This is a genomic window from Desulfotruncus alcoholivorax DSM 16058 (assembly GCF_000430885.1).
Lineage (GTDB): Bacteria > Bacillota > Desulfotomaculia > Desulfotomaculales > Desulfallaceae > Desulfotruncus > Desulfotruncus alcoholivorax.
This window is the reverse complement of record NZ_AUMW01000013.1, coordinates 47,525-69,455: the sequence shown is the minus strand read 5'-3', so window position 1 is coordinate 69,455 and position 21,931 is coordinate 47,525. Positions and strand designations below refer to the sequence as shown.

The following is a 21,931-nucleotide window of genomic DNA, read 5'->3' as shown; positions in this document are numbered from 1 at the left end:
TTATTAAAAAATATTCTGGCAGTTCACTTTTGTGGTGTCTGATTGGTTATAATGCGGATAGGGAATTCAAGTTTATTAAGAATCGCATAAATCTTTAAGGAAAGGGTCTAAGATGAAAGATTTACTGCATAACCGCTTGTTCAAAGAAAAAAAGAAATCCAGAGTTCCCCGAGGTGAACTCTGGATTTCAGGTACCATATTAGAAGAACTGGGACTTGAACGAACGCAGAAGTCCATAGTTGTTCTCAGCAGCGAGATTGATGCTGACATATGTTTTTTAAGCTACACCGGTCCGGTTCAACAACTTCCGGTTGAGTCAAAGGAAATGGAATTTAACATCAAAAAAGCCCACGATTTAGAACTGCTATGTGGAGTCACTGTAGACGGTCCCTTTGAGCGAATAGTTAAAGAGCATGGCTTTTTAGAAACAATGAAATTATTTTATAATGAAAAAACCTTAAATATTCAACTTGAAAAACACACAGCGGTGGCTGCTGCCGAATTGGCCGCAGCTGAAAAAGCCGGTGCCGATCTGCTGATTCTATGTGACGATATAGCTTATACCAGGGGATTATATTTTTCGCCTCACAAGTTTAAAAGTAACATATTGCCGCTGTACCAAAGGCTGAGGAATTTAGTAAAAGAAACAGCTATGGGTTTTCATTCTGACGGAAACGTTGAATCAATACTTGATTTTATGATTGACCAGGGATACTCTGTATTTTCCTTGGAACCGGAGGCTATGGATTTAATCACTTTGAGCCGGGCTCTTCCAGAAAACATAACTTTATTGTCGGGCATTAAAGCCGAGTGGTTAATGGGTACAGACGATATCATTTATAAAAATCAAAAGGAAATACTGAATTATGTGGAAAACCTGTCTGACGGTTGCAGTTTGATTCTGTCTTCATTATGCGGTCTTAGTAATGTTCCAAGCTTAAATAATTTAAAACTGTTGTATGACATGCTAAGTGGTTAAAGCGTAGCCGTTTTCCTTAATCAAGCCGCCGTCCCTTTTTTTGGGGGGCCTTGGCCCAAAGTATTGATAATAGTCAACTTTAATATCACCGTTATAAAGTTTTCTTTTTTTAGATGCCGGTTTGCCGAATAAGCTTTCGAATTTTGGATGGGAACTTAAAATATAAAAAGACCATGTATCAAATTTACTAAAGACTCTACCCATTTCCTTATACATTTTTTCAATTTCCCTTAATTCACTCAATCTTTCACCGTACGGCGGGTTGCAGATTATTTTACCGTATTTCTTTTTGGAGCTGATTTCCGTAAAGGACATCCTTTGAAAATGGATAAATTCGTCAACTCCTGCTTCCATAGCGTTATTACGGGCGATTTTAACAGCTTCGTTATCTACATCGGTGCCCCTGATTTCCAAGGGTTGGTCATAATTTGCCAGGTCATGGGTTTCTTTACGCGCCTGTCGCCACAGCTCCTTTGGTATGCTTGGCCATTTTTCCGAAACAAATTCCCGGTTCATTCCCGGTGCAATATTTTGACCAATTAGCGCAGCCTCAATGGGGATTGTTCCTGACCCGCAGAAAGGATCCAGCAGAGCAGTGTCCGGGTGCCAGCGCGACAGCAATACCAGCGCGGCAGCCAGCGTTTCCTTGATCGGGGCTTGGCCGGCCAGGCGGCGGTACCCTCTTTTGTGCAGGCCCGGACCCGTGGTATCTATGGTTAATGTTGCAATATCTTTCAATAACGCGATTTCTATTTTATAAACCGGGCCCCGCTCTTCAAACCACTGCGTTTTATATTTGGTTTTCATGCTTTCCACTACGGCCTTTTTAACAATGGCCTGGCAATCCGATACACTGAACAGCGTGGACTTAACAGATTTTCCCTCAACGGGGAAATTGGCGTCAGCCGGGATAAGCTCCGGCCAGGGGAGGGCCTTGGTTTTTTCAAACAGCTCGTCAAAAGTGGTTGCTTTGAATTCACCAACTTTAAGGCGCACTCTATCGGCGGTGCGCAGCCAGAGATTGGCCCTGCAAATGGCGCTTAAATCGGCGGTAAAAGTAACTTTACCGTTTTCAACTGAAACATTTTGGTAACCTAAATCTTTAACCTCCTGCGCTACTATTGCCTCCAGTCCAAAAGTTGCCGTGGCGATTAATTCAACACCGGACATGTACTTTTCACCTGCTTTAACTCCTTTATTTTGTTTATTATCATCTTCAGGCAGAAGACATCCACTTCTGCATCCGGGTGTATGTGGATAAAGTTGGTGATGAATGCCGTGTACTAAAATATTAAACCTATTCTTGTTTATGTGTTTATTTACGGCAGATTAACTCCAATTCTTTAATACCCCCGTTAAACTGGTTTAAATCCACGTTCCCATTAATTCCATTCACCTTGCCTTTATCTGTGAATTGAAGAAACACCCATGACTGCCACGGCAGGGAAAATGGTAGTTGCTTTTGATCATAATGTGCCAGCCAAAGTGGTATAATATTTAATTTTTTGTCAAGAAAATCTCTGATAAAGTAGGTGTAGGAGTAAATAATTGGTTGCTTTTGGGTTTCTTCTTTTACAGTATATACCCAGGTTTCTACTATCTCTGAAATTTGTTTTTTATTTAAACCTTGATTTTTTTCAATGTCAATTACAGGTGGCAAATCAAGTTGGTCAAAACCTCCATGCTTCCGTATTACGTTGGTAAAATGCATGGCTTCATCTTTAGCGTCTTTTAAACTGCTTGGGGTGCAAAAATGATAAGCCCCTACAAAAAGGCCTGCTTTTTTTGCTTCTTTTATATTCGTTGAAAACTTGGGGTCTATATAATCCACACCTTCAGTTGACTTAATATAAGCAAAGGAGAAGCCGTCATTTTTAACCAGGTTCCATTTTATATCACCCTGCCAGTGTGACACATCTATTCCTTTAAGGTTATTGGGGTTTCCCAACTGCATTGGATCAACCTCCCTCTATAATCTTTGGTTTTCTTAAAATATCTCGCTTAATCTCCTAATTGTTTTCTATGCCTTTATCATATGTAAAATCCCGTATGCGGTTGTCATATGGGGTTTATAAAACTATACTTTAAATAATTATATATTTGAGATAAAATACTCTTACTTAGTACCTGCGACGGGTGGTTATAACTATGAATCAGTTTTACACGGGTGTTGGTTTGGTATTTTTATCAGCAATGGGATTCGGAATGATTCCCATTTTTGCTTTATACGCTTACCAGGGAGGGGCGACTGTCAATACGCTTCTTTTTTTGCGCTTTATCATTGCCGCTGTATTTTTTCTGACTTACACATTCATCAAATACAGAAATTTTGAACTTAAAAAAATTAAGTGGGGATCCTTGTTGCTTATGGGAGGCATACTATACATGCTGCAATCCGTATGTTATTTTTCCGCGGTAAAATACATCCCCGCCTCTCTGGCTGTTTTGTTATTCTACACGTACCCCGTTTTTGTTGCTGTCCTTTCTGCAATAATTGATAAGGAAATACTGACGAAGCAAGTTATATTTGCCATTTTGGTTTCTTCGGCAGGCCTGGTAATGGTACTGGGCACAACTTTTAAAAAGATAGACGCATTTGGAGTTTTGTTGGCTGCCGCAGCCGGGCTGGTATATTCCTGTTACATCACCATGGGTAACCGGGTGGTCAAACAGTTACCGGTTATGGTGACCAGCGCTTTTGTGACTTTATTTGCATCGTTTTCATTTTTAGTTATTGGGCTGGCAACAGACAGTCTGACCTTCCATTTACCGTTGCCGGCCTGGTTGGCAGTTGCCGGCCTTGCACTGTTTTCGACCATCATCGCCATTTTTACTTTTTTCCGGGGCATAGAGTTGATTGGATCCACCAGGGCATCAATTTTAAGTATGGTTGAACCTCTTACCACGATTGGTTTTTCCGCCATGTTGTTCGGCGAGAGAATGTCCTGGTTGCAGCTGGTTGGCGGGATAGCGGTTCTCGGTGGTGCAGTGTCGGTGGTGACTGCTGTGAGGCAAGACCGGCATAAAGATACGACGGTTCAGCCGGTTGATAATTCGCAACACATTTAAATGAACTTCTAAACGAACTTCCACGGGCAAATAAGATGTTCAAGATAATCCAGGATAAAATAAATTACCAGGCCAAGCAGCCCCATGGCAATAATGCCGGCAAACATCTCATCATAGGCGAACCTGGACCAGGCATCCAGTAGATAATACCCCAGCCCTTCCTGGCTGGATATGGTTTCGGAAAAGAATAGAATAGCTATGGCTGTACCCGAGGCAATGCGTAGAGATGTAAGCATTTCTGGCAGCACAGCAGGCCAGACAACATGTTTGTATACGTCGAAACGAACCGCTCCCAGCGATTTTACCGAATTGATCAATGCTGCGTTGATGTTGCGGGAAGCATCCCTGATCGGAACAAGTATTTGAAAAAATACCACCAGTGTAATCAGGGTTATTTTGGATATATCTCCGTAGCTTAACAGAGTGGCAAGCACGGGAAGAAAAACAATTTTAGGGATGGGATAAACCAGGTAAATAACCGGTGCCGCAAAGCGGTCCAGATGCTGTTCCCTGCCCAGAAGCATGCCGATTGGTAAGGCCAGCACCAGGGACAGAACGATACTGGTAAATACGCGATAGGTGCTGATTAAAAAATGCTGCCAGAGTCCCCGTGGTACTTCATTAATAAAAGTGTCCAAAGACTGTACGGGGCCCGGCAGGGCGGGGTTGTTGACGGCAAGGGCCAGCAACTCCCACCCGGCAAGCAAGGCTGCTATAGATAGAATTGTGCTAAAATATTTATGGTAGCTATTTTGGTCCAATTTCACACCTGCTAATAGGATTTGATTTAAAATTAGTATTCTGGAGTAAGAATTCAGAATTCAGAAGAGAATACTCCGAGTCCGGCTCTCTCATTCTGACTCCTGAGTAGTTATAGGTGCTGAATAGTTACGATTGAAATTTAATGGGACAATTTGCTGCGCAGCATTGTGGACAATTGATGAAATTCAGGAGTATCACGATAACCTTCATTGCCTACTCCCGGGTTGTTCACGATTTCCAGTACCCGGCCCGGATTACCCGCCAAGACGATGATTTGTTGTCCTAAATAAACTGCTTCATCTATGCTGTGGGTCACCATGATAATGGTGATCCTTTTGTCTTTCCAGATTTGCAGCAGCTGTTCCTGCAGCATTTCACGGGTAAGTGCGTCGAGGGAAGAAAAAGGTTCGTCCATCAAGAGCAGATCGGGTTCCTGGGCCAGGGCCCGGGCTATGCCCACCCGCTGTCGCTGGCCGCCGCTTAACTGGGAGGGGTAGCGGTTGCGCAATTCCCACAAACCCACTTCCTGCAGTACCCTTTTGACCCTGTCCAGTCTTTGCTCACGCTTGATACCCCTGATTTCAAGGCCCAGGCCGACGTTTTCCGCCACCTTTTTCCACGGCAGCAGCCCGTAATCCTGCAATATCAGTGCCGTTGACCGGCGGGGAGCCGTTGGCGGTTCCCCGCCTACCATTACGCTGCCGCCACTTGGGCGCATTAAGCCCGATAGCACATACAATAGTGTCGACTTGCCGCAGCCCGAAGGTCCGATCAGCGCGCAGGTCGAACCGCGGGGAATGGCAAAACTTACTTCGCTTAGGGCCGGCACTTCCTTTTTTTGCTGAAAATAGCTTACCGATAGCCCCCGGACAATAACCAGGTTATTATCGCTGTTCAAACTGTTCATTTTTTAATGATACGCTCGTCCACCAGATCACTGTATTGAAAATCTTTTTGCAAAAGCCCGTGGTCTTTCATCCAGCTGATTGTTTTTTCCACTCCTGCCCGGTCAGGGGCCTGGGGTTCGGAAAAGTGCAGTTTTAAAGGGTGTTCCTTGCTGGACATTACTTCACCGGGAATCTTTGCTTTTTCCGCTATCAATTGTTCGTATTTTTTAGGATCTGCGGACAGGTCCTTAACTGCTCTGTCATAAGCCCGCATTAATTTTTTGATACCTTCGGGGTTTTTATCCAAAGTTTCTTGGCGGACAATAACCACGGTTTGGGCAACGGTGTTCTTGGAATTGTCCAAAATTAAACGGGCTCCTTTAATCTCAGCCAGGGTGGCAAAAGGGTCGGGCAGAGTTGCTGCTTTAACGCTTCCATTGATCAAAGCCTCAAACCTTATAGGCAGCTTTACCATGTTGGTTGTTTTAATCTCATCAGGTTTCAAACCCTCGGCTGTAAGCAGGTTGTCTGTTATATATTCATTGACGGTATTGAGGGAAAGGGCTATGGGCACGTTAGCCAGCTGCTCGGGCTTGGTAATGCCGGAATTTGGCGCAGAGAGAATGGCAAATCTGTTCTCGCCCGGCACTGCGCCCTGCCCGACTGAAACAGCTTTTACTTTGGTGCCGGAATTGTTCATGGCTGCCACTGCCAGCAGGTCTCCGATACCGGCGTCAATTTGCCCGGCTGCGAAAGCGCTGTCCCTTTCAATGGCGCTGGGGAAAGGCACCAGCTCCACCTGGATGCCTTCATCTTTAAAGTAACCCTGTTGTTCGGCAACCCAGAACGGTGAATTATCAGTAATGGGCATCATCCCAACCTTAATGGGGGCAGCTGGTGAGCTGCAGCCTGTTAGGGTCAAAAAAATCCCCAGCGCCGTCACCAGTAAACACAAGCATACACTTTTTCGACTTAAAGACAATTATTAACCCCTCCATATGTTTCAATCTTTATTTTTCTTTCAAATTATTCTATTTTAATTCATTAAATCCTTGTACTTGTCACGTTAATCCTCTGCTGGTGCCGTGTTGGCGGCATGGTGGTCTACCTGGCAAAGAATACAACATCGCCTAAATTAGCCCCGGCAGTTTTACCCACCCAGGGACATTTAATTTTTAGCAAAAAAAATACCCTGTCTCTGGCCAGCTCTTCATGCTCCAGTGACTCAAAATTGGCCTGACCTTTGGAAACAACCAGGTCGGAATTTGCCAGCAAGGTTACCACTTCAGGAGCAACTTTGTTCAGCGGCACCCCTAAATAATTTGATCCTGTGGTCATAACCTCTGCTATTTTGTCCATCCCTACTTCAACGGCGTCTTCCATGGTGGCATCATTTAATATCGGGCCGCCTTTAACTATGTAGGCTACCTTCTTTCCCATTTGGTTTAATTCTTCCACCAGCAATTTATCAAATACGATTTCACCGGCGTTGTCTCCAACAATAACCACCTGATCCACCCTGCCAAGCTTTTCAATAAACCTATCGTAATCGTCTTTGGAAAATCCTATGCTTAAACTGTGTTCCAGGCTGGCGTTGATGTCAAAGTCCCTATTGATGCCAAGATCGATAATATTGCCCGAAGCGGCAATTTTTAAAGCATTATAAAGCTTATTACCAGACTTATTAATGTATTCTTTTAAACCGGGGTACAGATCCAGACCAAGGGTATTCAGTCTTTTTTTGATTTCTTGATACGGGTCGTTGCTATTGATCATTTGATAAAGGTTGATCAGCATTTCCGTGGAGTTTTCGGCCGGCGTTCTTTGGCGGTCCATGGTTTTAATGTTGTCCATAATATTGAACAAAACCGGGTACTGCCTGTCCTCGTCTACTCCGGCGATGCTCATGCAGTTTACAGCCTGTTTAAGATAACAGTGAACGCAATCTACGGAAGCTTTCATTATTCCCCTCCTCATCAAGCTTAAGCTTTAGTTTAACACAACAGCAGTTTGAAATTAGAAATTTTAGTTAATCCTCATTTTCTAATAACATTTCCTTGCCCCAGGGCAGCACACTATCCCAGGTTTCTTTGTCTAAAATGGGCAGAGCTGTTTCCGGATTGATTTTCCAACCTTGATCCTTTTTATATTTTAACTGAAGCAACAGGTTTTTTTGATATACTTTTTCCGAATCCTGATAAACTACACCTGTGTCAACCTTGTAAGTATTTTTTTCTTCTGTACTGGTAATTTTTATTATCTTTATCATCTTTAAACCGTTAAGCCCCGTTAATAATTCACTGGCGGAATAAGACTCCGGGTCGATTATTTTTTTGGCTATTTCCGGCTTACTCTGGTCAACGGCGGCAAGGAATACTTCAATAGCCTGCTCCGGCGTTAGAATTTGAATTTGCTTATCCAAATTATTTGCCGCTATCCAGACCATAATTTGGTGGGCATAATTTACGGAGCCGGAAGCATGTGTTTTACTATCCCTGAAGTGGATACAGAAATGACCGTTAAAATTATTTCCTTTAATCGCGCCTGCGCCGTGGGGCATGCCGTGCATGGAGGCAGCTATTCTGCGCCCGCTATCCAGCTGGACAACAATGGGTTTGCGGTTCCAGCTCCACTTGCCGCTATAGATGGTTTTCATGATGTAAGTGTCATTTGCGGTGAGCGGCTGGACGTCGGCATGGTATTGTCCCGCCCGGCGCTGCACGCGGAAGCTTAAGCCCGTTTTTTGGTCAATAACTGTGGCTTTGGCGAATTTGGGAAACAAAACATCAACCTCTTCCCAGCTTAAAAATTCACCGGTCAGCTGTTTTTTGACTATGGGCCGGGTGCTTTCTTTCTTGGTACCGGTTGCAGCCATTGTATAAGCTGCTGCAATTAAAACCAATAATATAACAATAATAAACAAATACTTTTTACGTATATTCATTACCCTGATCCTTTACCGTTCTTACTACATACATAAATATATTTATTTAACATGCACGATAATGATGACATGTTTGGGATACAGTTGGAAGCATCATTGGAGGGGTTGGTTTGCGCAGGGTTTTTTTGGTTTTGGCACTAATTGTAGGGGTTATGGCTTTTTTATTTTTTTTATCCTATAGAAGTAATGGTGTACCTGTATTAATGTATCACATGGTGAGCGACTGGTCGCACAGAAGGGCTCTGGCGGTGCCGGTAAAAGAATTCGACAGGCAGATGTGGTACCTGCATCAAAGGGGCTATCAGGTAATGTCTCTGGAAACAATATTAAAAAAGTTAAACAGCGGCGAGCCGCTGCCCCGAAAAACAGTGGCTATTACTTTTGACGACGGCTACCAGGATAATTACATTAATGCGCTACCGGTACTAAAAAAATACCATTTCCCCGCCACTGTTTTTATGCCATGCAGTTTAGTGGGTGAAAAAAACCTGTGGGACATTAAAAGGGGTAAGGCGGAAGTTAAAATGCTCACCCGGGAACAAATTGCTGAAATGATGTTTCATAAAATATCCTTTCAGGCTCATACCAGTAATCATGTTGTACTTACAGATGTTTCTCCGGCAAGGGCCAGAAAAGAGATTTTCGATTCAAAAGCGGGATTGGCCGGGATTACCGGCAAAAATGTGGAAATATTTTGCTATCCCAGCGGCAGGTATAATAATCAAATCAAAGGATACGTAAAAGCGGCAGGCTTCAATTATGCTTTTACTACCAGACAAGGGCGCATTAAACCAGGCGACGACCCGTATACCTTAAAAAGAATCCGTGTATCCGGGATGAACTTACTACCGGATTTTATTATGCGTTTGGAATTTATCAGGTAGAAGGTAAAAACCATGTTTAATCCGTGCATGAATTAATTATGCACGACAGCTATGATTAAACCCCCGGCCAACCGGGGGTTTTGGGGTTTTCTGCTGAGTGAACGGAAAAACTGTGAAAAAAAATTAATCTGGATTTAATATTCATATAACAAAATTAGTGATATAGTTCTAATTGGACAAGCTAAATTTAATATTCTTTACATATCCTTAATATATTTAGGGGGATTATGCATGTTTTTCAAAAAAAAGGATATTTTTATTGAAACGCTTTCTCAAAGCGCTGATAATCTTTTGGAAGCCTGTAAACTTTTTCAGGAAGAAGTAAGTAACCTTGGAGACGTTGAAGCCTATGCCGAAAGAATAAAAATTCTTGAGGACAAAGGGGACGAGCTGACTCATACAATTATTCACGCCTTGAATAAAACGTTTATAACCCCGCTGGAAAGGGAAGACATTTTGGGTATAGCTCTAAAATTAGATGATGTTGTCGACGGGATTGAAGCCGTTGCCGACCGGCTGGAAATATACAAGGTAACAAAAGCCGACGATTATATTAAATTGTTTGCCCAGATGATTGTTAATTGCGCTGAAGAAATAGTTACGTCCATAAATCTGTTGGCGCAGAAAAAAATGCAGCAGATGGAAAGGCACATTTATAGAATAAACGAGCTGGAAAACGAAGCCGACCAGCTGGTAAGAGAATGTGTTATGACTTTGTTTGAAGAACACGATGACCCTATCTTGATTATCAAGAAAAAAGAGATCTATGAAATGCTGGAAGGCATTACAGATGCGTGCGAAGACGTGGCCAATATTCTGGAAGCTTTAATAATGCGTAATTCATAGGGAGAATTGTTATGGATACTAATATTATTTTAGTGGCTATTGTAGTATTAATGGCCATTTCTTTTGATTTTATCAATGGTTTTCATGATACTGCCAATGCAATTGCTACTTCAGTTTCAACCAAGGCGCTAACTCCCCGGATGGCTATTTTATTGGCTTCATCTATGAACCTGTTGGGAGCGCTGGCCTTTACCGGGGTGGCCAAAACCATTGGCGGCAAGATTGCTAACCCCTTTGAACTTGAAAACGGGCTGATGATTGTATTGGCTGCGTTATTAGCGGCCATTGCCTGGAACCTGATTACCTGGTATTGGGGCATCCCCAGCAGTTCATCCCATGCCCTTATCGGTGCCCTAACCGGTTCGGTAATTGCATCTGCCGGCACGTCGGGAGTGAATTTTAAGGGGTTTTTAACTATTTTGCAAGCTTTGGTTTTTTCACCATTTGTTGCTTTTGCAATTGGCTACTTAATAATGAATATTTTAAGGTTCTTTTTTAAAAACGCAAATCCCCGGTCGGTAAACCGGGGGTTTAGGTATATGCAGATTGTGACTGCGGCTTTTCAGGCGTTTAGCCACGGGACCAATGATGCGCAGAAATCTATGGGCATAATAACCTTTGCGCTTATTGCCGGGGGATTACACCAAACAATGGACATTCCTATTTGGGTAAAAATAATCTGCGCGTTGGCTATGGCGGCCGGGACATCAGCAGGCGGTTGGAAGATCATTAAGACCGTAGGTTCTAAAATTATTAAGCTTCAGCCCATCAGTGGCTTTGCTTCCGATTTTACTTCGGCTTCGGTCATAATTGGTGCTACCATGCTGGGTCAGCCGGTAAGCACTACCCACGTTATTTCGTCAGCCATTATGGGGGTAGGGTCAGCCAAAAGCATCTTCTCGGTAAAATGGCTGACCGCGCAGAGAATGGTTACTGCCTGGGTTATAACTTTACCCGTAACTGCTTTGCTTGCCGCCATATGCTACTATATAGTTTCTATTTTTTAGGGTATTAAGCCCTTTTTTTGTTTTTTGGCAACAGGGATCAAATAATTTCCTGTCGAAATAGTTGGTATTACTATTCAAGTATTCAGAATTCAGTAGTCATAATTCAGAATATTACGAGACGATAAACCTTTCTTTTATTCTGGCTCCTGACTCTTGAGTAGATACTAATTGGTATTAAATATTGGGAAGTGTTTGTAACTTGGCTAAGAAAAGTAAGCAGGAAATTTTATTAACCCCATCCGGCCATGAAGTGGACCGGGACCTGGCCAGGGTGCCCATAAAGGTCTCCCCATCGTTACAGGCGTTGATAGCTAATCAAATAGAGCTGATTGATATGCTGGAAGGCAACAAGCCATTAAGCAAGGTATTCTTGGAGCAGCATAGGCTTGAACTGTTACAGGTTGAGGGAGAAATAGAAGTTTCCTTTTTAAAATATGTTAAGAAAAAGGAAACAGCCAGAGAGCAGCGGCTGTCCAAAAAGAAGTCGGTTAATGAAATACCGGCTAAATTTGAAAATGGGCCGGACCAGTTTGGAGCGGAAATTAATAAAAAAGAATCGCCATCACCGGGTGAAAGGCCGGCACATGATTTCGGGACTCCAAGCCCCATGGTTGATGGGGAAGAAACTGGTTTAGGTCAAGAGGTCTATTGGGATGCTTTAGCGAATAAATTAAGCCCTGGTCTCCCGTCATTTAAATACGACAGCCAACAAAGACCCGCGGAAGAAAAGAAAACGGAAATTGATATTCGCAGGGTTGCCATAGGAGCATCAATCAAAGCGCTGCAAAATTTTCTTGGCCGGGAATTAACCGAAGAAGAGATGTCAACAATTGAAGCCCAGGTAGACTCATACCTGCCGGAACCAGCTAAAGAATAGTTTCCTTTAAGGAGCATCTTTGATGCAAACAATTTTCGGGTATTTGGAGAGAATCACCTATTATAACGAGGAAACCAACTTTACCGTTGCCCGGCTGCAGGAAAAAGGAAAAGCAGGGCTTACCACCATAGTGGGCAACATGGCCGGCATCAATCCGGGAGAATCTTTGAGACTGACAGGCAAGTGGATAAATAATGCTAAATATGGGGAACAATTTCAGGTTGAAAAGTATGAAACCGTTGTTCCCGCCACCGTCAATGGTATTGAAAAATACCTTGGCTCGGGCTTGATCAAAGGTATCGGCCCGGTAATGGCCAAACGAATAGTAAAAGTTTTTGGGCTAAATACCCTGGACGTGATTGAAAATTCCCCCCGTGATCTTTCCAGGGTGGAAGGCATCGGCTCCAAGCGCATAGAGATGATTACCAGGGCCTGGCAGGATCAAAAAGAGGTCAAGGAAATAATGCTGTTTCTGCAGAGCCACGGGGTTAGTGCGGGGTATTCGGCCAAAATTTTTAAGGAATACGGCAGCGCTTCCATAGAAATAGTCAAAAACAACCCCTATCGCCTGGCGGCGGATATTCATGGAATCGGCTTTATTACAGCAGACCAAATAGCCCAAAACATGGGTATTGAACCCAATTCCATATTAAGGGTCAAAGAGGGAATTATCTATGTCCTAAATGAAACCACCAACGAGGGCCATGTTTTCTACCCCTATGAGCTCCTTGTGGCCAAAGCATCCGAAATGTTGAAAGTTGACCGGGCTGTTGTAGTTCAGGCCATTGCAGTGCTGTTTGAAGAAAAGCGGGTAGTCCTGGAGGATATGAACGACTATAAGGAGGGCTTAACCCCCAATAATAAAGCAGTGTACCTTGCTCCTTTTTATGTGGCGGAGACAGGGGTGGCTGCCAGGCTTTTAAATTTAATTGCGGAGCAGTCAGCTATCCGGCCCATTGACACCAATAAAGCGATAAACTGGGTGGAAGAAAAATTACAAACAAAATTGGCGGCAAAGCAAATAGAAGCAATTAACCTGTCTGTTAAACACAAGGTATTGGTCATTACCGGCGGACCCGGGACCGGTAAGACAACTATAATAAAGGCAATTATGCGCGTGTTTATGGCCTTAAAATTAAAAGTTTTATTGGCTGCCCCCACCGGCAGGGCGGCAAAGCGCATGCAGGAGGCTACCGGCTACGAAGCCAAGACTATCCACCGGCTGCTGGAATTTGTTCCCCAAAAGGGTGGATTTCAAAGAAACCAGGATTCCCCGCTGGATGCCGGTGTTATTATTGTTGATGAAGCTTCGATGATCGATATTATTTTAATGCACCACCTGCTTAAAGCCATCCCGGCTCATGCCACCCTGATATTGGTGGGTGATATTAATCAACTGCCGTCGGTGGGACCTGGCAGCGTGCTGAGGGATATTATTGATTCCGGCAGATTTAAAGTTGTTGAGTTGAATGAAATTTTTCGTCAGGCCGGGAGAAGCAGGATTGTGGTTAACGCGCACCTGGTTAATCAGGGCAAATTTCCTGATATAAGCTTACCCGGCAGTGATGAGCTTACAGATTTTTATTTTATCGAAAGCGAAGAACCAGCCAATGTGCTGGCTAAAATATTAATGCTGTGCGGCGAACGTATTCCCAAAAGGTTCGGCTTTCACCCGGTGGATGATATACAGGTTTTGGCACCCATGCACAGGGGCGAACTGGGTGTGGCCAACCTTAACGCCAAACTTCAGGAGTTGCTTAACCCCGGCGAGGGCGGCATCACCAGAGGGCAACGACTTTATAAGATTAACGATAAAGTAATGCAGTTGGTAAACAATTATGATAAGGAAGTTTTTAACGGGGACGTTGGTAAGATTATTATAATTGACCGTGAGAATCAGGATTTAAAAGTTGATTTTGACGGTAGAGTGGTAACTTATGAATTTTCAGAACTTGACGAGCTGGCCACCGCCTATGCTGTATCAATTCACAAGTCCCAGGGCAGCGAGTACCGGGCTGTTGTTATTCCGGTTACCACGCAGCATTTTATGATGTTGCAGCGGAATCTAATTTATACCGCCATAACCAGGGGAAAGGCGCTTGTTGTCCTGGTCGGGAGCAAGCGGGCCCTGGCCATGGCAGTAAAAAACAATAAGCCGCTGAACCGGTATACCAGTTTGAAAGACCGGCTATCCTGAAAAATTCTCACGTTACTTTTGACCGGCGCTCCGGTGGTTCCCTCCGCGCATTGCGCAATTTCCCTTACTGTCCCCTTTCCTTATTCCCCATAAATTACACCGCAATAAATCAATACAAAATTCAAACAATATAAAAAACTATTTCAGGGTGTGAACTATGGATAGAAAACTTGAAAGCCGGACTTATCACCTTTCACCAAGCCAACTTAACGAGTTATATCGAAAATATGGTCGCCCCGGGGAAGTGTCGCCGGGACGGCCGGCTACAAGGAAGCGCAGGCGCCTGGATGCAACTCTGGCCGCTCTGGATCGAAAGAGCAACAATGTGCTGATGCCGGATGATGAATACTAAAATCAAGAAAAAAATCCATAAAAATTAATATATATTTTCCGCATCCGGGCAAACTAGGGATAAAGAGGGAGGTAATGCTGTCGATGGGAAAAATCAATCTAACTTTGCAGCCTGAGATTGATGCTGATGCAGTTGACCGGGTGAAAAAAACGTTAGTACAAATGGGGCCTTATGATGAGCTTAGCATCAGTATTGAATCTGCGGATGCCCACCAGGCAGACCGGATCTATAGTTTCCTGGACGAAAGCGGTTTTCAATATCAAACCCGGGGGAGTCATGACGGTAAAACTTACCTCATTAACGCCCGGTTGAAGCCCAACTGATCCTGATTATAAACCCTTAATTGGGGACATTCATAAGTTGGGGACATTCCCCGAAGGGGTGTGTCCCCTTTCCGTTATAGCCCGGGTTTTATTTATCATAATTGTTGATACGCAAAAAATGTAATAGGGGTGTTTTTATGGTCTTATTAAGGATTCCGCTGGCGGACATTACACGGGAACTGGTAGCAGTGGCTACCGGAAGATAATTTGCTGATAAAATTATCCGCGGCGGAAAAGTTGTCAATGTTTTTACGGGTGAAATCCTTGATTGGGATATAGCCATCAAATGAGAGCGCATTGCCAATGTCATAAAAAACGACTTTTAGGCCGTAAGTTTTATCGGATGTAAACAATTTTTAATAACTTAGTCAAAATTTTTTAAAGTGTTGTGCTTAATATAAGAATATCTAAAACCCGTTTCTTGAAGCATAAGATTGCAAGAAAGGAGGCACATCTCCTATTAACCATAAGTTTTTCAGGACAGGGTGATAACTTATAATGGAAGATCGTATTTTCTTTGATGAAGTAAAAGCAGGTTACAGTAAAATAATGGTGGTTGAAGATAACCCAAAGGCCGCCAAATTAACTGAAGCCTTTTTAAGTGCCGAAGGCTATCAAGTTGAATTGTGTGTTGATGCTGCCAGTGCCCAAGCAGCCATTTATCGCGAGCCTCCTGATGTGATTTTGCTGGATGTTATGCTGCCTGGAATGGACGGTTTGCAGTTTTGCCGGCGTTTGAAAAGTGACCATCGGACCAGGTCTATTCCCATCCTGTTGTTAACAGCCCTTGATGACATCAAAGATAAAGTGGCCGGGTTGGACGCCGGAGCTGAAGATTACTTATGTAAACCATTTGATCACATGGAACTGCTGGCCAGGGTACGTTTATTGCTGCGCACAAAAAAAATGCGCGACGAGATGGAAACGGTGGAAAACATTTTTATCTTTCTGGCCAGAATAATCGACGCCCGGGATACCTATACCAGGGGCCATTCCGAACGTGTGGCCGAAGTTACCGCCCGGATCGCACTAAAAATGGGCCTTGACAAGGGGAGCATTGCTAATATTACAAAAGGGGCCATTGTTCATGATATTGGCAAAGTAGGGCTTCCATCGGAATTGATTCGCAAGACGGGGTTGCTTACCCAGGAGGAGTATTGTATTGTTCAGCAGCACCCGCTAGTTGGTGAAAAGATTATGGCTTCACTTTCTACGGCCCGGCACCTGCTGGTATTTATTAGAAGTCATCATGAAAGACTTGATGGTTCAGGTTACCCTGATGGATTGAAAGCCGAAGAAATACCATTGGGTGTTAGAATTCTTTCTGTTGCCGATGTATTCGACGCCCTTACTTCGGACCGCCCCTACAGGAATGCATTGAGTATTGATCAAGCAATTAGGGTCTTATGGGAAGAAGTGCAAAAGGGATGGTGGGACGGTGAAGTTGTAGATGTGCTACAAGGTATAATTAAAGGACCTTTAACTTAAAGTATTGGGATTAATCAAGAGCCGCGGTTAATATCGCGACTTTTTTTTGCCTGAACTGCAATTAATTAAGTATATTAACTTTCCTTTGGTTTATTTTTACCGGCAGGATAATTACTGTCAGGCAGGAAATATTCATAATGGGGGTAATTAAAAATGATTCATGAATATATAATAGCCGCGTTAAACAGGGACCAGTTGGAAGCTGCCTGCCGGATAGCGGAGGAGAATAACATAGTTGTTTTTGGCACTATGGATGGGGACAAGTTAAAGCGGGTGGGGAATAACGTTCCCATTTATTTTTACGAGCCTGGTTGAGACACACCCCGCAGGGTGGTTGCCGTAGGCAATCTGGTTTCAGTTTGGACGGGTGTGCCGGGTGAAGATGAACAGTTGTTTTCGGTTGATTTTTTACATTTTTTTGGACTGACCTGGGAAAAAGTTCTGGTAGGATCGGAAAAAACCTATACCTATCACCGGTTCTGGGATGCGTGTTTCGCCGTGGATTCTTTTGAACGGGTCCAAGGGACGACCATAGCGGATTTACCGGTTACCCCGGGAGGTTGTACAACACAAACCCGCTGCAATATTATAGTTGGTTAATTAACCCAAGGGAGGAATATATCAATGGCGTTTGATTTTCAACAGGGTATATTGGAAAAGCTGGAGCAGGGGACACTGGAAGAGCTTAAACCGGAAGATGGTTTTAATTTTTCCTGCGGTTCGGAATGTATGGGCCGGTGCTGCCAGAAAATAACTATTTTATTGGATCCTTGGGACATAGAAGTTATGGCAAGACATCTCGGCATTTCCTGCCGGGAGTTTTTTAGCAATTACTGCATGATGGAAACCGACAGAGATACCGGATGGCCGGCTGTTTGGCTGGCCCATGCCGCAGAAGGACATTGCGCTTTTATGCTGGAGGACGGAAAATGCTCCATTTATCCGGCCAGGTCCAGGAACTGCCGCACCTATCCACTCGGCCGGGCAGTTCGTTATGTTAATGATAACGGCCAAAAAATTAAAGAAGAGCGGGTTTTCATGGTGGACCGGATGAAATTTTGCCTTGGCCATAAGGACGGGCAAAATTGGACGGTTCAAGAGTGGTTTGATGATGCCGATGCTTATACCTACTACCGCATGTCGGACCAGTATACTGAATTGATCGACTATGCCGTAACGGAGTTGAGCAGCAGGGAATGGATGAGCTCAAAAATAGTGCAAATGATTAATCCGTTTCTATTTGCGCCGGATATGCTAAGAAATAAACTGGGGTTAAGCGCCGAGGAAATAGGGCACGAAGAATTTCACCGGCGCAGGATGAAAGCTGTTAAACTAATTCTTACGGACATGGCTGCCGGTTTCGGTTACGGCCCCGGCATAGAAACAGCGGAAACAGCCTTTACCGGGAGCTTGATGGACCGAATGAAAAAAGTGCTAACCACGGGCGATTAATTTGGATAGGCCGGATGCTAAAAATGCAGCCGGCTTTTTTGTGTAAAGAACTATCACTGCGAGTGCAGCACTTTTGTAATTGCGAGCGCAGCGAAGCAATCTCAACTTAAAAAAATATTCTTTTTATCTTTAATACCTTAATGGGTATGAAATTGCGTTGATGCATATTAAGACAATTTAAATGCAAAAGAACTTGTTACAAACGGCACATTCATTCCGAAAAAAGGTCGATGTTGGGATTCAAATCACGGCTGACCAATTTTACAACAGTTTATGAAAATTTGTTTTTTCACAAAGTGCCTACAAATAAGGCTTTCCACCTGCAGCCCCTTTGGCATCTGGTTTGCACCTTAAATTACAAAAATGTTAAGGGGGTGTTAAATACAAAACTTTGATCCGGATATTACAGATATAACTCGGAAGGGGGAAAGCTTTATGGCTAAAAAGCATGTAGAGAATAAAAAAACAGCCATGTTGCAGGCATTCTTATGTTTAATCGGAACGGCGGTTTTATATGTATTTGTTTTTACTAAAATGGATGCTATAAATAAAATTTTACAGAGTCAAACCTACTACGCGCCGCTTACCGCAGTAGTAATAGTCCTTTTGGCCTCGTTCTTATACGGAACAGCAGCATCAAATATACTTAAACATACATTACAGGAAAAATTGAAATCCCAGGAATTAAGAGAGGAGTGATAATATGTCAGGTGCAATAGAAATTCCGGCAACGGTAGAAGCGATTAAATTTATCGCGATGACTCCCAAAACAGCAATTTCCCTTTTCGGGATCGGCCTGGTCGGGGGTGTGCTGAGCGGATTCCTGGGCAGCGGCGGTGCTTTCATTATGACCCCGGCCATGATGAGCCTGGGTGTTCCCGGCATCATGGCGGTGGCCGCCAACATTACCCATAAATTCGGCAAGGCTATTATGGGGTCCAAGAAACACAGTGAATTCGGCAATGTAGATATGCGCATGGGTCTGGTAATGTTTGTGGCGCTTTTCGCCGGGGTTCAGGTGGCAGTAGCCATGAGCCGGGGCGTGCTGGCAAAAATGGGTGAAGCCGGGTCAAACCTGTACATTAGCGTTGTTTTTGTGATTATTCTCACCTGGGTTTCATGGTTTATGTTCAGGGATATAATGAAGCAAAAAAATGGCACGACTCAAAATACCGGAAAGACGCCGCTTGCTGAAAGGATTCGAAACCTGAATTTGCCGCCGATGGTTCATTTTAAAGTGGCGGGCGTTAAAGCTTCTCTCTGGCTGGCTTTACTGGTTGGTTTCGCCACCGGCTTTCTGGCAGGGACCATTGGCGTGGGCGGTTTTATCGGAGTTCCGGCAATGATTTATTTGCTTGGAATTCCTACCTACGTAGCTGCCGGCACAGAATTGTTTTTGGCCATATTTTCCGGCGCACAGGGAGCATTCCTCTATTCACTGCACGGGCTGGTTGACATCAGGATAACACTGATTCTTTATCTCGGTTCACTGATAGGCGTGAACCTGGGCGCTATCGGCACCAGGATCGTGCGCGGCTCCCAGATGAGGATGGTAATGGTAGCCATTATCGCCATGGTGGCACTGAGCAGGGCGACCATGATACCCGTTTACCTCAGCGATATGGGCAGAATAACCTTACAGGCCGGGACACATGCGCTGGTGACGACTGTTAGCAATGTCTTCTTGTTCGGCAGCGGGGCTGTTGGAGTCGGTATAATTATGTTCTGGATGTTTCAAGCGTATCGCCGGGCAGGGAATGCAGCTCTCGCCGGGCCCGAAGCAACCAAAGCAGAAGCATCCAGTTAAAGGATTGTTAAAAACAGGTTATGTTACGCCGGTGAGTAATCGTCGGCGTCTGTTTTTTTGTAACTTGATTTACGAATTACAAAAAAATTATAATATAACAGGAGTCAGGAGTCAGTATAAAAGAATGGTTTATCATCTTGTTATATTCTGAATTCTGACTGCTGAATTCTGGCTACCCGAATACCTGGATACCTGGATAGTAGCCAAACTTATATTTGGAGTATAAGTATTGTCAATGAGCAATAGAAACATTTTTTTCGGCAATAGAATTTTACTGGTGGTGTCGCTGCTGCTTTTTCTCACGGTGCTGCTCACAGTTTACCTGATGAGCATCATCCGCAACAGCGAACTGTCTTTGCTTCAGCACCAGAGGGCCCGTTTAAACCAGGCCGCTTACTTGTTCGATCAAAATCTGGAAGGCAGCCTGAGAGATTACCTGGCCAGACAAAATCTTAAAGGGGCTGACCGGCAAAAGCAGGTTGTAGCTCTGGGTAATTATATTAACGAGGTCATTAATGAGGTACACAGGGAATACCCCGATGTGCACATCGGCCTTTACTATACAGACCTGGATGTTTTTTATGACGGCACGCAGCGTTTTGGTGAAAACTATTCACTGCGCCGCAAAAAGGCCTTTGAATCTGTATTAAAACAAAAGTCAGCTTTGACTCAAAATGTGGGCGAAGAAGAGGGCGGAATAGTTGAGGTTTACAAGCCTTTGACCAGAAACGGCCACGTGGAAGGCGTGATCAGGTCAGCCGAATACCTGGGTGAAACATCATATTATACCAAGCGCCGGGAAATTGAGTATACCGTATATTCTATTATTGCCATGGTGGTATTAACGGGTACCACCGGGGCGGTGCTGATTTTTAGACAGCTGGTCAGTCAGGTTGATAGCATTAAAAATGGAGTAAAACTATTGGAAAATGATTTAAACCAGACTTTGCAGCCCGCCCCCGGCGAACTGGGTGTAATCGTGGAAGCCATCAATGGCTTTGCCCACAAAATTGCTGATTTAAACATATATACAGAAACGATGCTTGCAGCCATCGACGACGCGATTCTAGTGGTTGATGTTGAAGGCAAGATTATGATTGCCAATAATATGGCCCGCAGGATGATGATTCTACCGGATGATTACAGGGATAAAATTTATTATGAACTCTTGCCTGCGGGCAGCCCTTTTATTGAGTTGATCAGTAAAACCCTTGTTGATAAGATAAATTATAAAGACCTTCATATCTCCTGGGCCAATAACGGCGGCGGCAGTGTAGTCGAGCTTTTGATCAGTACCGCTGTGCTGTTTGGCGCCAAGGGCCGGGAAATCGGCGTGGTATTGTTATGTCGCGATATAACAGAACGCATGCGCCTCAGGGAAAAGGCCCAAAGGCAGGAGCGGCTGGCCTCCCTGGGTAAACTGGTTACAGGAGTGGCTCACGAAATTAGGAACCCCCTTACATCGATAAGTATCTACATTCAGCACTGGCAAAACCAAAGCACACCCAGCACGAAAGCGCTGGCCACCATTAACCGTGAGGTGGCAAGGCTTGACGCTATTGTTGACCAGTTGCTTTATTTCGCTAAGCCCGCCGAGGCTAAATTTGTGCCAAAGGATATTAATTCCCTGATAGAAAGTGTTTTAAGTTTCTTTAGTGAAATTCACCACGGTAAATACAGCCTTATAAGGAATCTCGACCGGACTGTGCCGCAAGTATGGATTGACCCTGAGCAGATCGAGCGGGTTTTGGTAAATATGCTGTTTAACGCCATCCAGGCTATGCCTGAAGGAGGCACTATTACTGTTTCCACGGGATATAATAAGGCTGACGGAATGGTTAGTGTTGCGATAGCCGATACCGGGTGCGGGATAGCAAGGGAACACCAGGGACATCTTTTTGATCCCTTTTATTCCACCCGGCCCAAGGGAACCGGACTGGGTCTGGCCATAGCCCATGAAATAATTCAAGTGCATGGCGGGCATATCGAAGTGGAAAGCGAGGTCGGCAAGGGCACAAAATTCACTTTTTATTTAAAGACCAGGGAGGATGTTTGAT

23 protein-coding genes are annotated in these 21,931 nt (G+C 44.1%); 16 read left to right on the top strand and 7 right to left on the bottom strand.

What is annotated here, in order from left to right; genetic code table 11:
* Positions 1–112: 112 nt before the first annotated feature.
* Positions 113–979 carry a uroporphyrinogen decarboxylase family protein gene (locus tag H569_RS0107655; RefSeq protein ID WP_027364519.1) on the top strand — a complete coding sequence of 289 codons (867 nt, stop codon included), beginning with the start codon at positions 113–115 and terminating at the stop codon, positions 977–979.
* On the opposite strand, the gene H569_RS0107650 is transcribed toward H569_RS0107655, so the two are convergent.
* Together H569_RS0107650 and H569_RS19605 are read right to left on the bottom strand one after the other, a co-directional pair.
* On the bottom strand, positions 968–2,149 hold the full coding sequence (locus H569_RS0107650) for a THUMP domain-containing class I SAM-dependent RNA methyltransferase (protein ID WP_027364518.1): 1,182 nt from the start codon (positions 2,147–2,149) through the stop codon (positions 968–970). The two genes, H569_RS0107655 and H569_RS0107650, sit on opposite strands and share 12 nt — an antisense overlap.
* A 145-nt stretch (positions 2,150–2,294) precedes the next feature.
* Complete coding sequence (locus H569_RS19605) at positions 2,295–2,933, bottom strand: glycoside hydrolase family 25 protein (RefSeq protein WP_051273427.1); 639 nt, start codon at positions 2,931–2,933, stop codon at positions 2,295–2,297.
* 194 nt (positions 2,934–3,127) lie between these two features.
* On the opposite strand from H569_RS19605, the gene H569_RS0107640 reads away from it, so the two are divergent.
* Positions 3,128–4,048: a DMT family transporter gene (locus H569_RS0107640; protein WP_027364517.1), complete on the top strand. Its 921-nt coding sequence runs from the start codon at positions 3,128–3,130 to the stop codon at positions 4,046–4,048.
* A gap of 8 nt (positions 4,049–4,056) precedes the next feature.
* Here H569_RS0107640 and H569_RS0107635 read toward each other — a convergent pair whose 3' ends face one another.
* The 5 genes from H569_RS0107635 to H569_RS19600 form a co-directional block, all read right to left on the bottom strand.
* Positions 4,057–4,809, bottom strand: coding sequence for an ABC transporter permease (locus tag H569_RS0107635; protein WP_027364516.1), 753 nt, complete (start codon positions 4,807–4,809; stop codon positions 4,057–4,059).
* A gap of 140 nt (positions 4,810–4,949) precedes the next feature.
* A complete protein-coding gene (locus tag H569_RS0107630) occupies positions 4,950–5,717 on the bottom strand; it encodes an ABC transporter ATP-binding protein (RefSeq protein ID WP_238492494.1) in 768 nt (255 codons plus the stop codon).
* Positions 5,714–6,679, bottom strand: a complete 966-nt coding sequence (locus tag H569_RS0107625; RefSeq protein ID WP_027364514.1) for an ABC transporter substrate-binding protein — start codon at positions 6,677–6,679, stop codon at positions 5,714–5,716. The genes H569_RS0107630 and H569_RS0107625 overlap by 4 nt, the downstream gene beginning before the upstream one ends.
* A 122-nt stretch (positions 6,680–6,801) precedes the next feature.
* Positions 6,802–7,659 carry a damage-control phosphatase ARMT1 family protein gene (locus H569_RS0107620; protein WP_027364513.1) on the bottom strand — a complete coding sequence of 286 codons (858 nt, stop codon included), beginning with the start codon at positions 7,657–7,659 and terminating at the stop codon, positions 6,802–6,804.
* A gap of 67 nt (positions 7,660–7,726) precedes the next feature.
* A complete protein-coding gene (locus tag H569_RS19600) occupies positions 7,727–8,641 on the bottom strand; it encodes a hypothetical protein (protein WP_051273425.1) in 915 nt (304 codons plus the stop codon).
* A gap of 110 nt (positions 8,642–8,751) precedes the next feature.
* Between H569_RS19600 and H569_RS19595 the strand changes: the two genes are divergently transcribed.
* The 14 genes from H569_RS19595 to atoS all read left to right on the top strand — a co-directional run bounded on the left by H569_RS19595 (position 8,752) and on the right by atoS (position 21,930).
* Positions 8,752–9,525 carry a polysaccharide deacetylase family protein gene (locus H569_RS19595; RefSeq protein ID WP_051273423.1) on the top strand — a complete coding sequence of 258 codons (774 nt, stop codon included), beginning with the start codon at positions 8,752–8,754 and terminating at the stop codon, positions 9,523–9,525.
* Positions 9,526–9,756: 231 nt separating this feature from the next.
* Positions 9,757–10,371, top strand: a complete 615-nt coding sequence (locus H569_RS0107605) for a DUF47 domain-containing protein (RefSeq protein WP_027364512.1) — start codon at positions 9,757–9,759, stop codon at positions 10,369–10,371.
* A gap of 11 nt (positions 10,372–10,382) precedes the next feature.
* Positions 10,383–11,378 (top strand): inorganic phosphate transporter, encoded by a 996-nt coding sequence (locus H569_RS0107600; protein ID WP_027364511.1) that lies wholly within the window; start codon positions 10,383–10,385, stop codon positions 11,376–11,378.
* Positions 11,379–11,577: 199 nt separating this feature from the next.
* Positions 11,578–12,255 carry a hypothetical protein gene (locus H569_RS0107595; RefSeq protein ID WP_027364510.1) on the top strand — a complete coding sequence of 226 codons (678 nt, stop codon included), beginning with the start codon at positions 11,578–11,580 and terminating at the stop codon, positions 12,253–12,255.
* Positions 12,256–12,277: 22 nt separating this feature from the next.
* On the top strand, positions 12,278–14,452 hold the full coding sequence (gene recD2 / locus H569_RS0107590; protein ID WP_034629873.1) for an SF1B family DNA helicase RecD2: 2,175 nt from the start codon (positions 12,278–12,280) through the stop codon (positions 14,450–14,452).
* 157 nt (positions 14,453–14,609) lie between these two features.
* Positions 14,610–14,804 carry a hypothetical protein gene (locus H569_RS19590; protein ID WP_034629872.1) on the top strand — a complete coding sequence of 65 codons (195 nt, stop codon included), beginning with the start codon at positions 14,610–14,612 and terminating at the stop codon, positions 14,802–14,804.
* Between the two features lie 83 nt (positions 14,805–14,887).
* Complete coding sequence (locus tag H569_RS0107580) at positions 14,888–15,127, top strand: hypothetical protein (protein WP_027364508.1); 240 nt, start codon at positions 14,888–14,890, stop codon at positions 15,125–15,127.
* Positions 15,128–15,625: 498 nt separating this feature from the next.
* Positions 15,626–16,615, top strand: a complete 990-nt coding sequence (locus H569_RS0107575) for an HD domain-containing phosphohydrolase (protein WP_034629870.1) — start codon at positions 15,626–15,628, stop codon at positions 16,613–16,615.
* 153 nt (positions 16,616–16,768) lie between these two features.
* Positions 16,769–16,930: a hypothetical protein gene (locus H569_RS22470; protein ID WP_157833484.1), complete on the top strand. Its 162-nt coding sequence runs from the start codon at positions 16,769–16,771 to the stop codon at positions 16,928–16,930.
* 15 nt (positions 16,931–16,945) lie between these two features.
* Entirely contained in the window at positions 16,946–17,215 is a 270-nt protein-coding gene (locus tag H569_RS0107560) for a hypothetical protein (protein ID WP_027364506.1), read from the top strand.
* A gap of 24 nt (positions 17,216–17,239) precedes the next feature.
* Entirely contained in the window at positions 17,240–18,067 is an 828-nt protein-coding gene (locus tag H569_RS0107555) for a YkgJ family cysteine cluster protein (RefSeq protein WP_027364505.1), read from the top strand.
* Positions 18,068–18,502: 435 nt separating this feature from the next.
* Positions 18,503–18,766: a hypothetical protein gene (locus H569_RS0107545; protein WP_027364504.1), complete on the top strand. Its 264-nt coding sequence runs from the start codon at positions 18,503–18,505 to the stop codon at positions 18,764–18,766.
* A gap of 4 nt (positions 18,767–18,770) precedes the next feature.
* Complete coding sequence (locus H569_RS0107540; protein ID WP_027364503.1) at positions 18,771–19,874, top strand: sulfite exporter TauE/SafE family protein; 1,104 nt, start codon at positions 18,771–18,773, stop codon at positions 19,872–19,874.
* 235 nt (positions 19,875–20,109) lie between these two features.
* The gene (gene atoS / locus H569_RS0107535; RefSeq protein ID WP_034629916.1) at positions 20,110–21,930 is read left to right on the top strand and encodes a two-component system sensor histidine kinase AtoS; all 1,821 of its coding nucleotides are present in this window, start codon (positions 20,110–20,112) and stop codon (positions 21,928–21,930) included.
* Position 21,931: the final 1 nt, after the last annotated feature.

Bases quoted from the DNA above. Each gene is read 5' to 3' on its own strand.
- H569_RS0107655 (WP_027364519.1), top strand. From the start codon at position 113: ATGAAAGATTTACTGCATAACCGCTTGTTCAAAGAAAAAAAGAAATCC.
- H569_RS0107650 (WP_027364518.1), bottom strand. From the start codon at position 2,149: ATGTCCGGTGTTGAATTAATCGCCACGGCAACTTTTGGACTGGAGGCA.
- H569_RS19605 (WP_051273427.1), bottom strand. From the start codon at position 2,933: ATGCAGTTGGGAAACCCCAATAACCTTAAAGGAATAGATGTGTCACAC.
- H569_RS0107640 (WP_027364517.1), top strand. From the start codon at position 3,128: ATGAATCAGTTTTACACGGGTGTTGGTTTGGTATTTTTATCAGCAATG.
- H569_RS0107630 (WP_238492494.1), bottom strand. From the start codon at position 5,717: ATGAACAGTTTGAACAGCGATAATAACCTGGTTATTGTCCGGGGGCTA.
- H569_RS0107620 (WP_027364513.1), bottom strand. From the start codon at position 7,659: ATGAAAGCTTCCGTAGATTGCGTTCACTGTTATCTTAAACAGGCTGTA.
- H569_RS19600 (WP_051273425.1), bottom strand. From the start codon at position 8,641: ATGAATATACGTAAAAAGTATTTGTTTATTATTGTTATATTATTGGTT.
- H569_RS0107605 (WP_027364512.1), top strand. From the start codon at position 9,757: ATGTTTTTCAAAAAAAAGGATATTTTTATTGAAACGCTTTCTCAAAGC.
- H569_RS0107600 (WP_027364511.1), top strand. From the start codon at position 10,383: ATGGATACTAATATTATTTTAGTGGCTATTGTAGTATTAATGGCCATT.
- recD2 (WP_034629873.1), top strand. From the start codon at position 12,278: ATGCAAACAATTTTCGGGTATTTGGAGAGAATCACCTATTATAACGAG.
- H569_RS19590 (WP_034629872.1), top strand. From the start codon at position 14,610: ATGGATAGAAAACTTGAAAGCCGGACTTATCACCTTTCACCAAGCCAA.
- H569_RS0107580 (WP_027364508.1), top strand. From the start codon at position 14,888: ATGGGAAAAATCAATCTAACTTTGCAGCCTGAGATTGATGCTGATGCA.
- H569_RS0107575 (WP_034629870.1), top strand. From the start codon at position 15,626: ATGGAAGATCGTATTTTCTTTGATGAAGTAAAAGCAGGTTACAGTAAA.
- H569_RS22470 (WP_157833484.1), top strand. From the start codon at position 16,769: ATGATTCATGAATATATAATAGCCGCGTTAAACAGGGACCAGTTGGAA.
- H569_RS0107555 (WP_027364505.1), top strand. From the start codon at position 17,240: ATGGCGTTTGATTTTCAACAGGGTATATTGGAAAAGCTGGAGCAGGGG.
- H569_RS0107545 (WP_027364504.1), top strand. From the start codon at position 18,503: ATGGCTAAAAAGCATGTAGAGAATAAAAAAACAGCCATGTTGCAGGCA.
- H569_RS0107540 (WP_027364503.1), top strand. From the start codon at position 18,771: ATGTCAGGTGCAATAGAAATTCCGGCAACGGTAGAAGCGATTAAATTT.
- atoS (WP_034629916.1), top strand. From the start codon at position 20,110: ATGAGCAATAGAAACATTTTTTTCGGCAATAGAATTTTACTGGTGGTG.